The sequence below is a fragment of the Bradyrhizobium sp. CCGE-LA001 genome (assembly GCF_000296215.2).
Classification (GTDB): Bacteria; Pseudomonadota; Alphaproteobacteria; order Rhizobiales; family Xanthobacteraceae; genus Bradyrhizobium.
The window spans coordinates 562,398-579,577 of the sequence record NZ_CP013949.1 but is presented as its reverse complement, the minus strand read 5'-3'; the positions used below and the strand labels follow the sequence as shown (position 1 = coordinate 579,577).

Below are 17,180 nucleotides of genomic sequence, written 5' to 3'. Positions count from 1 at the left end.
CGCCCGTCAACCGATCGTTAATCCTCATTCCAAAACATCGATTGCGTTACACCGGCGCAAGGAACCTTGCGCGAAACTACCGCAACTTTTTGCGTCGTATTCGCTTGGAGGCTGCGAATGTCCCGCTTGGTTTCGGAACGGACGTTCCTTGCTGGGAAGATCTTCTTCAATTTCGGCCAGTCATCGATCGATTGCGTCGTGCGCCGGCTGACCGAGGAGGCCGCGACACTCGAGATGGAAAGCGGCCTCGGCGTGCCCGAGCGATTCCAGCTGAGGCTCGCGGGGCGCGAGATCCTGACCTGCCGCGTGATCTGGCGATCAGACCGACAGGTCGGCGTCGCCTTCGAACAGCCGGGCCGCGTCGAGCGGGCGGCCGGCGAGGAGGGGGAACGCTCGTCCGATGCGCTGATGCGCGGCCAAATGCTGGCGCTGCGCGCCGCGCTCGATCATGTACCGACCGGCATCGTGCTGCTCGATTCGAGTCTCCGGGCACGTCTGATCAACCGGTCGTTCCGACAGATGTGGCGCCTGCCGGACGAAGTGGCCGACAGCCATCCATCCATCATGACGCTGCTCCATCACGGCCGCGACACCGGCGCCTATGAGGTGCCCGACCGCGAGCTCGATGCCCTGGTGGCGGAGCGCGTCCGCGTGATCGAAGCGGGAGATCCGACGCCAATCGATGTGCGCCGCACCAATGGCGATGTCGTGCGCGTGCAGGTCACGTCCTTGCCCGACGGCGGACGCATGCTGACCTATACCCCCGTCACCGACATCGTGCGCACCTCCGACGAGCTGAAGCTGCTGCGAGATGCGCTGGAGAATGTTCAGGATGGGGTCCTCCTCCTCGATTCCGACCTGCACGCCACGTTCATGAACCGGCGCATGCGTCGGTTCTGGGAGGTCAGCGATGAGGAGGCAACGAGCCGGCCAGCCTACTCATCGCTGGTGCGACGCCAGTATCGCGCCAGCGCTCCCAATCTTCCGACCAGCGACCTCGCGAAATTTCCGGCGCGGCGCGTCGAAGAGGTCAAGGCCGGCGACCATGTGCGCGACTTGCAGACGCCCGACGGTAGGCGCATCAGAGCGCATTGCACCACGATGTCGAATGGCGGCCGCATGCTGACCTATGTCGACATCACCGACCTGACGCAAAAAGCCGCGATGCTGGAGACGCTCGCCACCACCGATCCGCTCACCGGCCTCTACAACCGCCGCCACTTCCTCGACAGCCTCGATGCGGAGTGGAGCCGGTTTCAGCGTTACTATCGTTCGGTTTCGGTGCTGATGATCGACATCGACCACTTCAAGTCGGTCAACGATCGCTACGGCCATGCTGTAGGCGATGCCGCGATCAAGGCGGTCGCCGCCGCCTGCCTCGACGGCAAGCGCAAATCGGATATCGTCGGCCGGCTCGGCGGCGAAGAGTTCGCCGTTCTCCTGCCCGAGACCAGCCTGTCCCGGGCGAGGACTGTGGCCGAGCGGATCCGCAAGCGCGTGCTGAGCGCGCAGATCGTCGCCGACAGCATTCAGTTCGGCGTCACTGTGAGCGTCGGCATTGCGGAGGCCACCGTCAGCATGTCCGGCATCGACGCGCTGATGGGCGCGGCCGATCATGCCCTCTACCAGGCCAAGGCCGAAGGCCGCAATCGCTGCATCGCCTTCGTACCCCCGCCGCCGGCAAGCAAGGCGGCGGAGTGAGCGAAGGCGGCAGGCTTAGTCTGGCACCGGCACGTCGAACGTATTGAGCGTGACCGAGACCATGCAGTAGACGCCGACGAGATAGGACAGCTCGGCCGCGCCATGCTCGCCGAACTCCTTCACGGCTGCCCGATAAGTCAGCTCCGGCAGCACGCCGCCGCTCACGAGAGCGGAGGCCATGTCGTAAGCGACGGCTTCCTGTTTGGTGAGATCCACCGGCCGCTGGCCGGCGACGATGGTCGCGAGCTTCTCGTCGGAGAGACCGCGCTGCTCTGCCACCAGCACATGGGCATAGAGCTCGTAGCCGGAACGAAAATGCGAGCCGGTGACCAGGATCGCGACCTCGCGCACCGGCGCCGGCAGCAGCGGGTTCGATGCGATGGCCTTGACCAGCTCCCACACCGGCTTGCCGAAGCGCGGCTCGCGCAGCCAGGGATTCCAGGGCCCGAGCAGCGCGCCGTCATCGCGCATGTTCACAAAACCCTTGAAATGGTCCTGCATGCCGGCTCGCATGTCGTCATAGAGCGGCTTCTGTTCGTCGGTGAGCTCTTTCGGATCGAGAATGGGAAGGCGCACGGTGAACATCTCCTCGTTGAGAAAGAGATGAGGCTCGCCTGCATGCGCGCGCGGAGCAAGTGAAGTTGCTGTGACGGCCTGCTCAGAATTCCAGCGGCGCGTTGTCGACGACTTCCTTCATCACGAAGAAGGTGCGGGTCTGGCGCACGCCGGGCAGCGCGATCAGCTGCTCGCCGTGGATGCGGTTGAAATCCTCCATGTCGCCAACGCGGATTTTCAGGAAATAGTCGAAATCGCCGGCGACGAGATGGCAGTCGAGCACGAATTTCAGCTTGGCGATGGCCTGCTCGAAGGTGGCGAAGCTCTCCGGCGTCGAGCGGTCGAGCACGACGCCGACCATGACCAGCGTGCCTTTTGCCACCTTCTTCGGGGCGACCATGGCGCGCACAGCGGGGATAAAGCCATCCTCGAACAGGCGCTGGGTGCGGCGATGGCAGGTGGCGGGGCTGATCGCGACCGATACGGCGAGCTCCGCGTTACTGAGCCGACCGTTATTTTGAAGCAATCTCAATATCTTGAGGTCGATGCGATCGAGCCGAGCGGGCATGGAAGAAGCTTTCAGGAAAGCCGACTATATCGGAAGGAAATCTACCAACTTTCCCAAAATGCGCAAGTTTTCGCGCAACATAGGCGCAATATTTGAGAGCACATTTTCCCTCGCCGATGCTAGCTCCCTCCCCGACATCAACGCCAATCGGGATGACCCATGAAGCTGGACAAATTTCCGCGCTATCCGCTCACCTTCGGCCCGACGCCGATCGAGAAGCTGGAGCGGTTGTCAAAACATCTCGGCGGCCAAGTCGAGGTCTATGCCAAGCGCGAGGACTGCAATTCCGGCCTTGCCTATGGCGGCAACAAGCTGCGCAAGCTCGAATACATCATTCCCGATGCGATCGCCTCCAACGCCGACACGCTGGTGTCGATCGGCGGCGTGCAGTCCAACCACACCCGCATGATCGCCGCGGTCGCCGCCAAGCTCGGCATGAAATGCCGCCTGGTGCAGGAAGCCTGGGTGCCGCACGAGGACGCCGTCTATGACCGCGTCGGCAACATCATGCTCTCGCGCATCATGGGCGCCGACGTGCGCCTGGTCGACGACGGCTTCGACATCGGCATCCGCAAGAGCTGGGAGCAGGCGATCGAGGAGGTGAAGGCCGCCGGCGGCAAACCTTACGCGATTCCAGCCGGCGCCTCCGTGCACAAATTCGGCGGCCTCGGCTATGTCGGCTTCGCCGAGGAGGTGCGCAAGCAGGAAGCGGAGCTCGGCTTCAAGTTCGACTACATCGTGGTCTGCACCGTCACGGGCTCGACCCATGCCGGCATGCTGGTCGGCTTCGCCGCCGACGGCCGCGCGCGAAAAGTGATCGGCATCGATGCCTCCTTCACGCCTGATCAGACCAAGGCACAGGTGCTCGAGATCGCGCAGAATACCGCTAAGCTCGTCGAGCTCGGCAAGGATCTCGTTGCCGACGACGTCGTGCTGATCGAGGACTACGCCTATCCCGCCTATGGCGTGCCCTCGGAAGAGACCAAGGAGGCGATCCGCCTCACCGCGCGCCTCGAAGGCATGATCACCGACCCCGTCTACGAGGGCAAGTCCATGCAGGGCCTGATGGACCTTGCGAAGAAGGGCTATTTCGAGAAGGGCGCGAAGATCCTCTACGCCCATCTCGGCGGCGCACCCGCGCTGAACGGGTATGCGTACGCGTTCAGAAACGGGTGAGAAGCTCCTCTCCACTGTCGTCCCGGGCAAGCTAAGCGCAGATCCGGGTCGTGCGGCACTCGTTGCTGGGTCGCGCGTCCTCCGCCGAACACCCATACGCCGTAGCAATCGTTTGGCGAAGACTCGTGGTTGCGAGCTTCCATAATCGCATCGGCCTGTGGTTATGGATCCCGCATCGCGCTTCGCTTGTCCGGGATGACGGCGTGGAGAGATCGAGGCTGCCTACCGCGTCCTGACGATCTGCAGCAGCTCCTCGCCGTAATGCTCCAGCTTCTTGTCGCCGATGCCGGGGACGTTGCGGAGTTCGTCGAGGGTCGTCGGCCAGGCCCGGACGATGCCGTCGATGGTGGCATCGTGCAGCACGACATAGGCGGGCACGCCGCGTTCGCGGGCGATGTCTGAACGCCAGGACCGCAGCCGCGCGCGCAGCTCAGGATCGACATCGCCTTGCGGCGTCGCGCTCGCCGCCGGAGCGAGGTCGCCGCGGCGCGATTTGGCCCGGCTCGAGCGGACGCGGGTGCCGGGCGCCTCCTCACGCAGCCACACCTCGGTTTCGCCGCGCAGCACGCCGCGCGAGGAATCCGTCAGCTTCAGCGCACCATAGGCTTCGCTGTCGCTCTGCAGATGGCCCATCGCCACGAGCTGCCGCAGCACGGTGCGCCACTGCTTTTCGTTGAGCTCGCGGCCGATGCCGAACACCGACAGCTTGTCGTGGCCGAACTGCGTCACCTTCTCAGTCAAGCGCCCGACCAGCACGTCGATCAGATGCATCGCGCCGAATCGTTGCCCGGTGCGGTAGACGCAGGAGAGCAGCTTCTGCGCCAGCACCTTGCCGTCGCGCATCTTGGGCGGCGTCAGGCAATTGTCGCAATTGCCGCAGCTCTCGCCCATCACGATCTCGCCGAAATAGGCGAGCAGCCGCCGGCGCCGGCAGTGCGCCGTCTCGGCGAGGCCGACCAGCGCATCGAGCTTGCCGATCGAGACCCGCTTGAAATCTTCGGAGGCCGTCGATTCGTCGATCATGCGGCGCTGCTGCACGATGTCGGAAAGACCATAGGCCATCCACGCCGCAGACGGCTTGCCGTCGCGGCCGGCGCGTCCCGTCTCCTGGTAATAGGCCTCGATGCTCTTGGGCAGATCGAGATGGGCGACGAAGCGCACGTCCGGCTTGTCGATGCCCATGCCGAAGGCGATGGTCGCGACGATGACGATGCCGTCCTCGTTGAGGAAGCGGTCCTGGTTGCGCGAGCGCACGCTGCCGTCGAGGCCGGCGTGATAGGGCAGCGCCGCGATGCCGGCGTCCTGAAGCGCAGCGGCGACCTCTTCGACGCGATTGCGCGAGAGGCAATAGACCACGCCGGCATCGCCCATGTGGCGCTCGCGGATGAACTCCTTCAGCTGCGACACCGCATTGCGCTTGTCGACGATCTCGTAGCGGATGTTGGGCCGGTCGAAGCTGGAGACGAATTGCGGCGCGCCGGTCAGCTGCAGCCGCTCGACGATCTCCTTGCGCGTCAGCTCGTCGGCGGTCGCGGTCAGCGCGATGCGCGGCACTTCGGGAAAGCGCTCGGCAATGATGGAGAGGCCGACATATTCGGGCCGGAAATCATGGCCCCATTGCGAGACGCAATGCGCCTCGTCGATCGCGAACAGCGCCACTCTCGCCTGCGCCAGCATTGACAGGCAGCGAGGCGTCACCAGCCGTTCGGGCGCGACGTAGAGCAAATCGAGATCGCCCGCGATCAGGCGGCGCTCCACCTCTGAGGCTTCCTGCGGAGACAGCGACGAGTTCAGCGCAGCGGCGTTGACGCCGGCTTCGAGCAGGCCCGCGACCTGGTCGCGCATCAGCGCGATCAAGGGCGAGACCACGATGCCGCAGCCTTCGCGCAGCAATGAGGGCAGCTGATAGCACAGCGACTTGCCGCCGCCGGTCGGCATCAGCACCAGGCAATTGCCGCCATCCGTCACGTGCCTGACGATCTCACCCTGCGCGCCGCGGAACCCGGGCAGGCCGAACACCGAATGCAGCACCGACAGCGCATCGCGGCCATTGGCCGGCGCTGGCAGTGGAGCGGTGGAGGGAGAGGACATGAGGTTGGGAACAGGCAGTGGGATTCGTCACAAGGCCAGTCGCATGGCGGCGTCGGCGTGGCAAGACCGTTTGCGGAGCAGGCGCGACTCTTCCCCTCCCCCTTGCGAGAAGGCCATTGGGTATGAAGCAGCCTCCCCGCAGCACATCCTTCGAGACGCCCGCCGTTGGCGGGCCCTCAGGATGAGGGCGGAGTGTGCAGCGGCAGCTTCAAAGTACACTGGTGCAGTCGAGCCTCATCCTGAGGAGACCGCGAAGCGGTCGTCTCGAAGGACGAGGCGCTTGCTCCGTCGTCGCCGGAAAGCATATGCGCTTCCCCTGCCGCAAGCGGGGAGAGGTGAAACCTCTACGCCCCGATCCTTCGCAGCGCGTCTGCGACCGTGACGATCGGCATGCCGCGCTGCTCGGCCGCCTGCAGCGCATGGCGCATCAAATGCGGCGTGCAGCCATAGGGGCTAGGCTTGTCGGCGACGTCGTGGCCGTAGAAGATCAGCCATCCGCCGCTCTCGACCGCATCGTCCAAATAGCGATCGATGCCGGCCGCATCGATCTCGCAATCGATCAGCGGCGAGGCGCGCAGGAACTGGAGATCGATGACGTCGCGATTGACGCCGGGCAGGATACCGCGCGCCGAGCGATAGGCTCTTGCGAGCTGCGGCTTACGCCACACCGAGGCGAGGCCATACGGGTAAGCGAAATTCTCCAGCGTGATCGACGAATCGATGCTGCGGAAATAGTTTTGGTTCCGCGCGATCTCACGGGCCATCGCGGCCTCGTCGAGATCGACTGCGCAGTGGTGCGAGAACGTGTGGCAGGCGATTTCGTGACCGGACCGGTGAAGCCGCACGATCGCGTCATTCGACAGGCCGTGCCAATGGTCCGACGGTCGATCGATCAGGCTGCCGGAGAGATAGAAGGTACCGCGGCCGCCATGCTTCTCTAGCAGCTCGGCGCCCTCGCCCGCGGCGCTGTCGGGCGCATCGTCGAAGGTGAAGCTCACCATCGGCGCGCGCGCGGGCATGCGGTGCGGCGCGGCACGGAAGTGCCGGGCCAGCCGATTGCTCATGCGTCCCTGGAGTGCCGACAACACGATGCGTTTCCTGATTCCGTATGTCTGTACTGAAACATTCGTGCGCGGGACGAGGCAAGCCTAACGCTTGGGTAATGCTAACGCGGAACCAACAGCCGCCGGCTAGCGCGCAGGGACCGATGCGTCGGCATCCGCACCGAGATATTGCAGCCAATTGCGAAATAAGGCCGCCGCGGCGCTGCCGGCAGCGATATCTGCGCGCAAATTCAACGCGGGCAGTTCATTGGTGAGCGCCGGATGACGCTGGTGCCTTGCCTGCTTCTCGAAGCGGGCGAGCCTCTCTTCCGTCGCTGCGTCAAAATAACTCATGGGCAGGTGCGGATAAGTCTCGCGCTCGCGCGCGAGATATCGGCCGATGTCGCGCAGATATTCGCGCTGGAGCGACAATGCGTCGTATTCCGGGTGGCCCTGGAAGAACACGAAGCGGCTGGCATATTGGCGGACGAAGACATCGACGCCGGCCTGTTTCGAGCGGGTCAGCACCTGGTACCCGGACCGAACCAGATCGCTCTCGGCGACCTCGTTCAGGCGCGAATGCGAGACCTTGAGCGGCGCAGGCGCGTTGCGCGTCAGGGGATCGTGCATCACGGCTTCGCAATCGAAGATGCCGTGGCATTTCGCCGGCAGCCGCCGCCGCTGGATGCCATCGAGATGCAGCACCGCCGCATGCGCGGCGAGGCACGACCAGATCGTCGAACGGGTGTTGACCTTGGCCCAGTCGATCAGTTCGGTCAGGTCGCGCCAATACGGCTCCTGATCGAGCTCGGGCGCGACCGGCTCGGCGCCGGTGACGATCAGCCCATCGAATCTGTGGCGTCTTAGCTCGGACAGTTCCGAATACTCACTCTCGACGTGCCATCTTGCTTCCGGCGAGCGCTTCACTGACGGCAGCGAGAAGCAGTAGAAGCGGATGCGGCGCGCGCCCGCGGCCGCCTGAAGCAGCTTCATGAACTGCCGCTCGGTCGCCTTCAGCGCCGGATCAGGCATGTTGTTGATCAGCCCGATGGTCAGCTCCGCGCCGCCATGGTCGCGCGCGAGATCGCCTGCCGCCGGCACCAGTGCCGGGCTCGATATGACTTGATCCCTGTCGATCAAGATCGTCATCAACGCGACCGCCTACTCCGCGGCCTCGAGACGCGACGACGGACAGGCCTTTTCCAGTGCCTGGTCGATGTCCTCGATGATGTCAGAGGCATGCTCGATGCCGATCGACAGACGGATCGTCTCCGGCAGAACGCCGGCCGTGCGCTGCTGCTCTGCCGACATCTGCCGGTGCGTGGTCGAGGCCGGATGGCAGGCGAGCGACTTGGCATCGCCGATATTGACGAGACGCGTGATCAGCTTCAGCGCGTCGTAGAAGGCCTTGCCGGATTCCATGCCGCCCTTGATGCCGAAGGTGAACAGCGAGGAGGCGTTGCCATCGAGATATTTCTGCACCAGCCGATAATAGGGGCTATCGGGGAAGCCGCTGTAGTTGACCCAGGCGACGCGCGGATCATCGCGCAAAAATTCGGCGACCTTGCGGGCGTTCTCGACATGGCGCTCCATGCGCAGCGCCACGGTCTCGATGCCCTGCAGCAGCAGGAAGGCGTTGAATGGCGACAGCACCGAACCCATGGTGCGCTGATAGACGCTGCGCGCGCGCTCGATATAGGCGGTGCGGCCGAAGCGCTCGGCATAGACGAGGCCGTGATAGGAGGCGTCGGGCTTGTTGTAGGCCGGGAAGCGGTCGGCATGCCTGGCCCAGGGGAAATTTCCGGAATCGACGATGGCGCCGCCGAGCGTGGTGCCGTGGCCGCCCAGGAACTTGGTCAGCGAATGCACGGCAATGTCGGCGCCGTAGTCGAACGGCTTGAGCAGGATCGGCGTGGCGACGGTGTTGTCGACGATCAACGGGACGCCATGCGCATGCGCGATTTTCGCCAGCGCCTCGATGTCGCAGACATTGCCGGCGGGATTGCCGATGGTCTCGGCGAACACGGCGCGGGTGTTCTCGTCGATCAGTCTTTCGATCGCTTCCGGCTTGTCGCTTTCGGCGAAGCGGCCGGTGATGCCCTGCCGCGGCAGGATGTGGGAGAGCAGCGTGTGCGTGGTGCCGTAGAGCTGCGGCACCGACACGATGTTGCCGCCGTGGTCGGCGACGTTGACGAAGGCGAAATGCAGCGCCGCCTGGCCGGTCGAGACCGCGAGCGCGCCGACACCGCCTTCGAGCTGGGCGATGCGCTTCTCGAGCACCGCGCTGGTCGGGTTGGCGATGCGGCTGTAACGAAAGCCCTCGGCCTCCAGATTGAAGAGCGCCGCACCATGATCGGCGCTGTCGAAGGCGTAGGCTGCGGTCTGATAGATCGGCACGGCAACGGCGTGCGTTGTTGCTTCGGGTTCGTAGCCGGCGTGAATAGCGATCGTCTCGTTGCGCATCGTGCCACCTCCGCGTGGAGCGGGCCGCACTTATTGGCCTAGAATGAGGCATGTGCGTTGTCCGCCGTCCCGGTGTTAGAGGCGGGTGGTAAAGCGGACAATAATTCGCCTAGAGATCGAGGAAGTAACCCTAACGCTTGTCGACGAATTGGCCCAAATCCGGGTTAAAGCGGATTAACGAATGCTGCGCGGTACGACTTGCCGGTCTGGACACTCATCGCTTGGCAGACGGCCATGAATCGAGATCGCACTCCCGATACATCCCATGCAGCTGTTTGCCTTGAAGAAAAACCGTACGAGACGTTAGTCCTCCTCGACGATCGAGCCATTGCTGAATTGGCGAGGGATACATCGAATACAGCATTCGGGTCGCCGCCCGGTGGGTAAATGCGCGCCCATTCCTGCCGAAGTCCCACGCAGCATGAAAGGCAAGTCTTGCCTTTGAGGTGACGCAGATGTCGTCCGATGCAATTGTCCCCAGGACGATCGTGCAGGCGGAGGCGCAAAGGCCATCTATGACGACCGACTGACGCGCGGCGCGCAATTTTTCGTATCTCTCGATGTAGTAGGCAATCGACCCGCCTCGATCATTCGCAATGCGAACCACGGCATGGCTCGCTCCCGTGCCAGTGAGTAAGAGCAATCCCGCAACGACCCCTGCCAGAAATCTCATGCTGCTCGCTCGATCGATGTGATGCCGCAACTCGGCAAGATTACTGCTGATGCTGGGCCACCTTGATGCTTTCGGTCCTGGGAATCTTGACTTTGGTCAACGAACCAGTGCGGCGCGTCGCCAGAGGGAATCTGGAAACGCAGGTCACGGCGGGGTTTAGCGAGGAACTCCGGCAGCCCCGACGGACGGCAGCGGCGCTGGCCGCTACCGTCCCGCCAACCTCAATATCGATACCCGTACGGATATTGTCCGGGGCAAACGTAATTGCCGTAAGTGTCATACGTGCAGCTGTTATAGCCGCCGTAGTAGCCATATGCGCCGGCCGCGGCGGCTCCTACTGCTGCCGCACCCAGACCATAGGCTGCGCCCCTGTAAGCGCCGCGATAGGCTGCATTGCGATATACCCCTCGGGCCACAGGGCGCCCCGCTATCGGGCGATAGCCATAACCACGGCCGGCGACGCCGTAGCGGCCTCCCGCAACCCGGTATCCGCCGCCCCGGACATGGGCGACGCGGGCGCCGCCGCCATGGAAACCTCCGGCGCGCATACCACCACCACCATGGAAGCCGCCACCTCCACGGCGAGCATAGGCGTCATCGGGAATCAGACAGACAGTGATCAGAACCATCGCCGCCAAAGCAGCGAGAAGGCATCGAAGCATGGCGTTCCTCCATTACTTGGGGTGCCGCGCTCATGATAAGGCGATGCCGCTCACGGATCGGCACCCGGCAGAAACCTCTTCTCCTGCTCAGGATCGGATTTGACTTAAATCAAGGAGTGAAAGATTGAGGGCCTCCTCATCGGATGGTGCGAGCCGAACGCGATTATGGAACTTGGTGCAGCTTCCTTGCCTTATGAGATCGAGAGGCTGACAGCGGCGGTGATCCACCTCGAAATGCTGACCGCCCCTACGAGCTTCGCGCGGAATGCGCGAAGCTCTGAATCGATCGCTGGAGCGGGTTAGGCCAGTGTCTGCCAGAGACGGTGCGCAAGCACGCCGGCGCGCTTCTCGATCGCGGCGGCGGCATCGAGCGCGAGGTCCTCGCGATAGCGGCCGGCAATGAGCTGCACGCCGATCGGCTTGCCGTCATGCAGGGTAACCGGCACCACCGCGCCGGGCAGGCCCAGCACGTTGATGGCGGAGATGAAGCGGATCTCGCCCCAGAAGATCTCGCGCACGCGCTCGGGACTGATCGTATCTTCGCGCGGGCCCGGCGTCGGCTTCACCGTGGTCGGCGCCAGCACCACCGGATATTCCTCGAAAAACAATTGCCAGGCGCGGATATGGCCGTTGCGCGCGGCAGCCGCCTGCATCCAGCCCTTGAGATCGAGCACATTGGCCTTGCCTTTCATGCCGCCCCAGGCCTTGTGAAAATCCTCGGAGGTGACCTTCAGCATATTCGCCTCCTGCATCACCACGGTCTCATTGGTGATGATGTCGCACCAGGTCTGCCAGACACCATTGATATCAGGCACCTCGACCTCGCTGACGCGATAGCCGGACCGCTCCAGATGATCCGAGGCCTGGCGCAGCGCCGCGGTGACGGAGGGATCGACGTCCATGTCGTCGGGGATCTTGGCCAGCGCCACCTTGATCGGTCCCTTCGGCCTCGCGCCGGTCAGCGGCGCCGGCACCCACCAGGGGTCACGCGGATCGCGCTGGCTCATCACCTCCAACGCAAGACGGACGTCGGCGACGTGGCGGGCAAGCGGCCCCTGCGCCGACATCAGATGCGCCAGCATCGGCCGCTCCGCCGTGGCGCTGGCGTTGAAGGCGGGGATGCGGCCCTGCGTCGGTTTGATGGTGGCAACGCCGTTGCAATGCGCCGGCCAGCGCAGCGAGCCGCCGATGTCGTTGCCATGGGCGATGGTGCCGATGCCCGCCGCCACCGCCGAGCCCGCACCGCCCGAGGAGCCGCCGCAAGTGATATCAGGATCCCAGGGGTTCAGCGTCAACCCATGCAGCGGATTGTCGGTGAAGCCGCGGAAGGAGAACTCCGGCGTGTTGGTGAGGCCAATGACGATCGCGCCGGCCTTCTTCAGATTGCGCACGACAGGGGAATCCGACGGTGCAATCAGGTCCTTGTTGTCGGGAACGCCGTTGAAATTCGGCCGTCCCTCGTAATCGACATTTTCCTTGATGGTGATGGGCACGCCGTGCAGGAGGCCGAGCTCGCCGCCCTTCGCGCGCTGCCTGTCGGCCGCATGCGCGGCCTTCAGCGCTTCCTCCGAAAGGTCGACGACGACAGCGTTGAGCTTCGGATTGACGGTGCGCATCCGTTCGAGATGCGCCTCCACCGTCTCGACGGCGGAGATGGCGCCGGAGCGGATCGCGGCCGCGGTCTCCACCGCCGACCATTGCCAGGCCAGCCCCTTGGGCCGGCGCGCTGCGGCCGTCCTCTGCTGCGCGGCCGTCTTTGCCTTCTTGGCAATGACGGCCTTTGGTGCGGCCTTCTTGCTGGAGGTCTTTGCCCGTTTCTTCGAAGCAGTCTTCTTGGTCTTCTTAGCCGTCTTCTTCGCCACGTCGCATCTCCTGAAATTGCGCCGCGGAGGTTACGGATGGCGAATGGGCGTGTACAGGTGCGTTTTCTGCATGGCGCGATGGCGCGACGCGGCGAATTGTCCGCGATCGCGCCGCTTGCGCTATTCGGCAGGACAGGCGGCAACGGCCGCCTGCGCGCGGTCGAGCCGCAGGCTCCACAGCGCCAGCACGAGCCCGACGGCGGTGATGCCGGCTGCGACCACGGGCAGCGCCGATAGGCCGAGCCCGCGCTCGATGGTGACGCCGCCGGCCCAGGCGCCGAGCGCATTGCCGAGATTGAACGCGGCGATGTTGAGGCTGGACGCCAGCGTGCGGCCACTGGGGCCGGCCGCCTCCAACACGCGCAGCTGCAGCGGGGCGACGGTCGCAAAAGCCGCGATGCCCAGCAGCAGGATCAGCACGATCGCCGCGATCTTGACCGACAGCACGGTGGCAAGCCCAAGCAGCACGATGGCGAGCGCGGCGAGCGTTCCGATCAGCGCGCCGCCAAGGCCGCGGTCGGCAAGCTTGCCGCCGGCGACGTTGCCGATGGCGAGCCCGACGCCGAACACCAGCAGGATCGGCGAGACCGCGCCTTCCGAAAAGCCGGTGAAGCGCGTCAGGATCGGCTGGATATAGGTGAAGACGACGAACAGGCCCGCAAAGCCGAACACGGTCATGGCAAGGCCGAGCAGCACCTGCGGGCGGCCGAGCACCGCAACTTCCTCGGCGAGCGATACCGGCTTGTCGCCGTTGCCGACATGACCGGGCACGAGGGCTGCGACCACGGCAAAGGCGATCACGCCGATCACGGTCACGGCCCAGAACGCCGCGCGCCAGCCGAGCATCAGGCCGAACCAGGCGCCGAAGGGCACGCCCAGAAGCGTTGCGACCGTGAGGCCGATGAACATGGTGGCAATCGCGGAGGCGCGCTTGTCCTCGGCAACGAGGCTGGTGGCCACCACCGAGCCGACGCCGAAGAAGGTGCCGTGGGCGAGCGAGGTCAGCACGCGCGCGGCCATCAGCAATTCATAATTTGGCGCCAGCGCGCAAGCGGCATTGCCCAATGTGAAGATCGCCATCAGCGCCAGCAGCACGGTTTTCCGCGGCATCCGCCGCGTGGCCAGCGTCAGCACGGGCGCGCCGACGAACACGCCGAGCGCGTAGCCGGAGATCAGCAGGCCCGCGACCGGCACCGAGACGTGCATGTCGGCCGCGACCTGGAGCAAGAAGCCCATGATGATGAATTCGGTGGTGCCGATGCCGAAGGCACCGGCGGTGAGCGCGAGAACGGCGGGAGGCATGCGTAGCTCCGATGGATTGAGACGAGCCACGCAGATAGCCGTCTGCGCGCAAAACCATTAGAATGTCCGCAATCCAATCATTTGTGACGTGAATTCAACATGGCCCGTTTCGACACCAACCGCTCCGCCGAGATGGAGGTCTTCGTCCGCATCGTCGATCTCGGCGGATTCACGCAAGCCGCGCGAAAGCTGCGGCTGACGCCGTCGGGTGTCAGCAAGCTGATGTCGCGGCTGGAGGCGCGGCTCGGCTCGCGCCTCGTCAACCGCACCACGCGCAAGCTGACCCTGACCGAGGAGGGTCAGGCGTTCTACCAGCGCGCCGTGCGGATCCTCGCGGAGATGGAGGAAGCCGAACGCGAGGCGGCCTCCGGCGCGGCGCCGCGCGGCCGCCTCACGGTGAACAGCAACATCCCGTTCGGCATGCTGCATCTGATGCCGCTGATCCCTCGCTTCCTGGAAGAGCATCCCGAAATCACGCTCGACCTCGTGCTGACGGACACGACGATCGATCTGATGCAGGAGCGTGCCGACGTCGCCATCCGGGTCGGCCCGTTGCGTGCCTCACGTCTCGTCGCACGAAAGCTCGGCACCAGCCGCATGGTCGTGGTCGGCACACCCAGCTATCTTGCCCGCTGCGGCACGCCGAAGACGCCGGCGGACCTCGCTGCGCATCGCGGCATCGGCTGGACCTTTCCGCGTATCCGCGGCGGCTGGCCGTTCAAGCGCGGCGACCGTACCGAGGAAGCCGTGCCGCCGCCGGTCGCGCGCGCCAGCGACGGCGAAGCCGCCCGCCGCCTCTGCCTCGGCGGCGTCGGCCTTGCCCGCCTCGCCCTCTTCCATATCGGCCCTGACATCGAATCCGGCCGGCTCGTGCCGGTGTTGCAAAGCTACAATCCCGGCGACCGCGAAGACATCCACGCCGTCTATGTCGGCCACACCGCGCCCCTGCCCGCGCGCGTGCGCGCGTTCATCGACTTCCTCGCCGAGCACGTGCGGGTGAGCGATCCCGCGCTGAAGCGCGCGGCGGATGGGAGATGGAAGGTGGCGGGATGAGGGGCGATGACAGAGAGAGCGTCGGTCAATCCCGATTGATGCGACAATGTTCCGCGCGGCCAGCCCGTTGCGGCACGTCGCTGTCGCTTGCGCGAGGGTGCCGAAACCGCGAAAATCCGATCGGCTTCAGAACTCGTCAGGGGAATTCCACACACATGCAGTTTGATGACGTCATCCTCGGTCGCCGGAGTATCCGCGGCTACAAACCGGACCCGGTCCCCAAGGAGCTGATTGCGGAAATCATCGGTTTGGCGATGCGCGCCCCGTCGTCGATGAACACCCAGCCCTGGAATTTCTACGTCATAACCGGCGAACCGCTGGATCGGATCCGCGCCGGCAACACCCAGCGGATGGTGGCGGGCATCCCGCAATCGCGCGAGTTCCGCACGGGCCAGGCCTTTGCAGGCAAGCACCGCGACAGGCAGGTCGGCGTCGCCAAGCAATTGTTCTCCGCAATGGGCATCGAGCGCGACAACATGGAGAAGCGCCAGGACTGGGTGCTGCGCGGCTTCCGCCAGTTCGATGCGCCGGTCTGCGTGATCATCACCTATGACCGCGTGCTTGACGGGAGCGACGATACGCCGTTCGACTGCGGCGCCGTGGCGACCGCCCTAGTCAATGCCGCGTGGTCCCGCGGGCTCGGCGCCGTGATCAACAGCCAGGGCATCATGCAATCCCCCGTGGTGCGCGAGCACGCGGGCATCGCCGACGATCAGGTCATCATGAAAAGCATCGCGCTGGGCTGGCCGGATGAAACTTTTCCGGCCAATGCCGTGGTGTCGGAGCGGAAATCTGTCGAGGAAGCGACGGTGTTCGTCGGCTTCGAGACGTAGCGGCGTGCGATCGGAAGGGCTGGAGGCATTTTGGTGATCCGCGCCATCATCCGACATGCGCTCGTGCTGGCGGCGGCTCTTGCCGCTGCCTTGGCGCCGGTGATTTGTCTTGGGGAAACCAGCAAGCCGTTGCCGGCCAAGGCAACAAGGGAGCTACCCGCTGAGCTGCTCTCGCTGCTCGAACAAAAGAAGATGCCGAAATATTCACCGATCCTCGTGCGCCTCTTCAAGGAGGAGGCCGAACTCGAGGTCTGGAAACAGGACGCCACCGGCCGTTTCCAGATGCTCAAGACCTATCCGATCTGCCGGTGGTCGGGCGATCTCGGGCCGAAATTGTACGAGGGCGACCGACAGGCTCCAGAAGGGTTCTATGCGATTACGCCCGAATTGATGAACCCCAACTCCAACTTCTATCTGTCGATCAATGTCGGCTTCCCCAACGCGTTCGACAAGGCGCACAAGCGCAACGGCAGCTTCCTGATGATCCACGGCGATTGCTGGTCCAGCGGCTGCTATGCCATGACGGACGAACAGATCAGCGAAATCTATTCGCTGGCGCGCGATTCCCTCAGCGGCCGGCCATCGTTCCAGGTCCAGGCCTATCCGTTCCGCCTGACGCCGGGAAATCTGGCGCGGCATCGCAATAGTCCCAATCTCGCTTTCTGGAACATGCTCAAGGTCGGCAATGATCATTTCGAGACGACGCGACTCGAACCGAAGGTGGATGTGTGCGACCGCCGCTATGTCTTCGATGCGCAAGCTCCCCCGAACTCGCCGTCCCCTCCAGTGTTCAACCCGACCGAAAAATGTCCTCCCTTCGTCGTCAATCCGGACGTCGCGCGGCGGGCGCTGGAGAAGCGGCGCACCGACGAGCTCGAATATGCGCGATTGATCGAAGACAATGTGCCGGCGGCCCCGATCTACAGCGGACTCGACGGCGGAATGAACAAGGCGTTCCTGACACGGTTTCCGGGCCGGGTGACGCTTGCGAAAGTCATGCCGTATGCATCCTACCTGCCGCAATTGCCACCGATCCCCTGGACCGACAATGATGGCTCGTTGACGAGCAGATGGTTTGGGAGGTCGTTCGCCGGGCTGGCCGTGTGCGATGCGGCTCGTGTCGGCTTCCCGCCGGGCCGGTGCTGAACGCTCGTGCGGCGTCCGCGGCGGATTATCAGCAGATAGGGCGCGGACGATC

The 17,180-nt window shown here is 64.5% G+C and carries 14 protein-coding genes; 5 read left to right on the top strand and 9 right to left on the bottom strand.

The annotated features are described in order from the left end of the window. Positions 1-117 precede the first annotated feature (117 nt). On the top strand, positions 118-1,701 hold the full coding sequence (locus BCCGELA001_RS02700) for a sensor domain-containing diguanylate cyclase (RefSeq protein WP_060734566.1): 1,584 nt from the start codon (positions 118-120) through the stop codon (positions 1,699-1,701). A 15-nt stretch (positions 1,702-1,716) separates the two neighbouring features. On the opposite strand, the gene BCCGELA001_RS02695 is transcribed toward BCCGELA001_RS02700, so the two are convergent. Together BCCGELA001_RS02695 and BCCGELA001_RS02690 are read right to left on the bottom strand one after the other, a co-directional pair. Beyond that, positions 1,717-2,277: a carboxymuconolactone decarboxylase family protein gene (locus BCCGELA001_RS02695; RefSeq protein WP_060737454.1), complete on the bottom strand. Its 561-nt coding sequence runs from the start codon at positions 2,275-2,277 to the stop codon at positions 1,717-1,719. An 82-nt stretch (positions 2,278-2,359) separates the two neighbouring features. After that, positions 2,360-2,824 (bottom strand): Lrp/AsnC family transcriptional regulator, encoded by a 465-nt coding sequence (locus BCCGELA001_RS02690; protein ID WP_008541963.1) that lies wholly within the window; start codon positions 2,822-2,824, stop codon positions 2,360-2,362. 159 nt (positions 2,825-2,983) lie between these two features. Between BCCGELA001_RS02690 and BCCGELA001_RS02685 the strand changes: the two genes are divergently transcribed. Next, positions 2,984-4,000, top strand: a complete 1,017-nt coding sequence (locus BCCGELA001_RS02685; protein WP_008541961.1) for a 1-aminocyclopropane-1-carboxylate deaminase — start codon at positions 2,984-2,986, stop codon at positions 3,998-4,000. A gap of 222 nt (positions 4,001-4,222) precedes the next feature. On the opposite strand, the gene recQ is transcribed toward BCCGELA001_RS02685, so the two are convergent. The 7 genes from recQ to BCCGELA001_RS02645 form a co-directional block, all read right to left on the bottom strand. After that, positions 4,223-6,091, bottom strand: coding sequence for a DNA helicase RecQ (gene recQ / locus BCCGELA001_RS02680; protein ID WP_060734565.1), 1,869 nt, complete (start codon positions 6,089-6,091; stop codon positions 4,223-4,225). A gap of 344 nt (positions 6,092-6,435) precedes the next feature. Further along, on the bottom strand, positions 6,436-7,179 hold the full coding sequence (locus tag BCCGELA001_RS02675) for a polysaccharide deacetylase family protein (RefSeq protein ID WP_060734564.1): 744 nt from the start codon (positions 7,177-7,179) through the stop codon (positions 6,436-6,438). A gap of 102 nt (positions 7,180-7,281) precedes the next feature. After that, a complete protein-coding gene (metA, locus tag BCCGELA001_RS02670) occupies positions 7,282-8,283 on the bottom strand; it encodes a homoserine O-succinyltransferase MetA (protein WP_060734563.1) in 1,002 nt (333 codons plus the stop codon). A 12-nt stretch (positions 8,284-8,295) separates the two neighbouring features. Continuing rightward, the gene (locus tag BCCGELA001_RS02665; protein WP_060734562.1) at positions 8,296-9,597 is read right to left on the bottom strand and encodes an O-acetylhomoserine aminocarboxypropyltransferase/cysteine synthase family protein; all 1,302 of its coding nucleotides are present in this window, start codon (positions 9,595-9,597) and stop codon (positions 8,296-8,298) included. Positions 9,598-9,811: 214 nt separating this feature from the next. Beyond that, complete coding sequence (locus BCCGELA001_RS02660) at positions 9,812-10,270, bottom strand: hypothetical protein (RefSeq protein WP_008541943.1); 459 nt, start codon at positions 10,268-10,270, stop codon at positions 9,812-9,814. A gap of 961 nt (positions 10,271-11,231) precedes the next feature. Beyond that, positions 11,232-12,794, bottom strand: a complete 1,563-nt coding sequence (locus BCCGELA001_RS02650) for an amidase family protein (RefSeq protein WP_008541942.1) — start codon at positions 12,792-12,794, stop codon at positions 11,232-11,234. 120 nt (positions 12,795-12,914) lie between these two features. Beyond that, positions 12,915-14,096, bottom strand: coding sequence for an MFS transporter (locus tag BCCGELA001_RS02645; RefSeq protein WP_008541937.1), 1,182 nt, complete (start codon positions 14,094-14,096; stop codon positions 12,915-12,917). Between the two features lie 99 nt (positions 14,097-14,195). On the opposite strand from BCCGELA001_RS02645, the gene BCCGELA001_RS02640 reads away from it, so the two are divergent. The 3 genes from BCCGELA001_RS02640 (at position 14,196) to BCCGELA001_RS02630 (ending at position 17,128) form a co-directional block, all read left to right on the top strand. After that, positions 14,196-15,149, top strand: coding sequence for a LysR family transcriptional regulator (locus BCCGELA001_RS02640; protein WP_060734560.1), 954 nt, complete (start codon positions 14,196-14,198; stop codon positions 15,147-15,149). 155 nt (positions 15,150-15,304) lie between these two features. Continuing rightward, complete coding sequence (locus BCCGELA001_RS02635) at positions 15,305-15,982, top strand: nitroreductase (RefSeq protein WP_008541927.1); 678 nt, start codon at positions 15,305-15,307, stop codon at positions 15,980-15,982. Between the two features lie 33 nt (positions 15,983-16,015). Continuing rightward, the gene (locus BCCGELA001_RS02630) at positions 16,016-17,128 is read left to right on the top strand and encodes a L,D-transpeptidase family protein (protein ID WP_236840815.1); all 1,113 of its coding nucleotides are present in this window, start codon (positions 16,016-16,018) and stop codon (positions 17,126-17,128) included. The last annotated feature ends 52 nt before the right edge of the window (positions 17,129-17,180 follow it).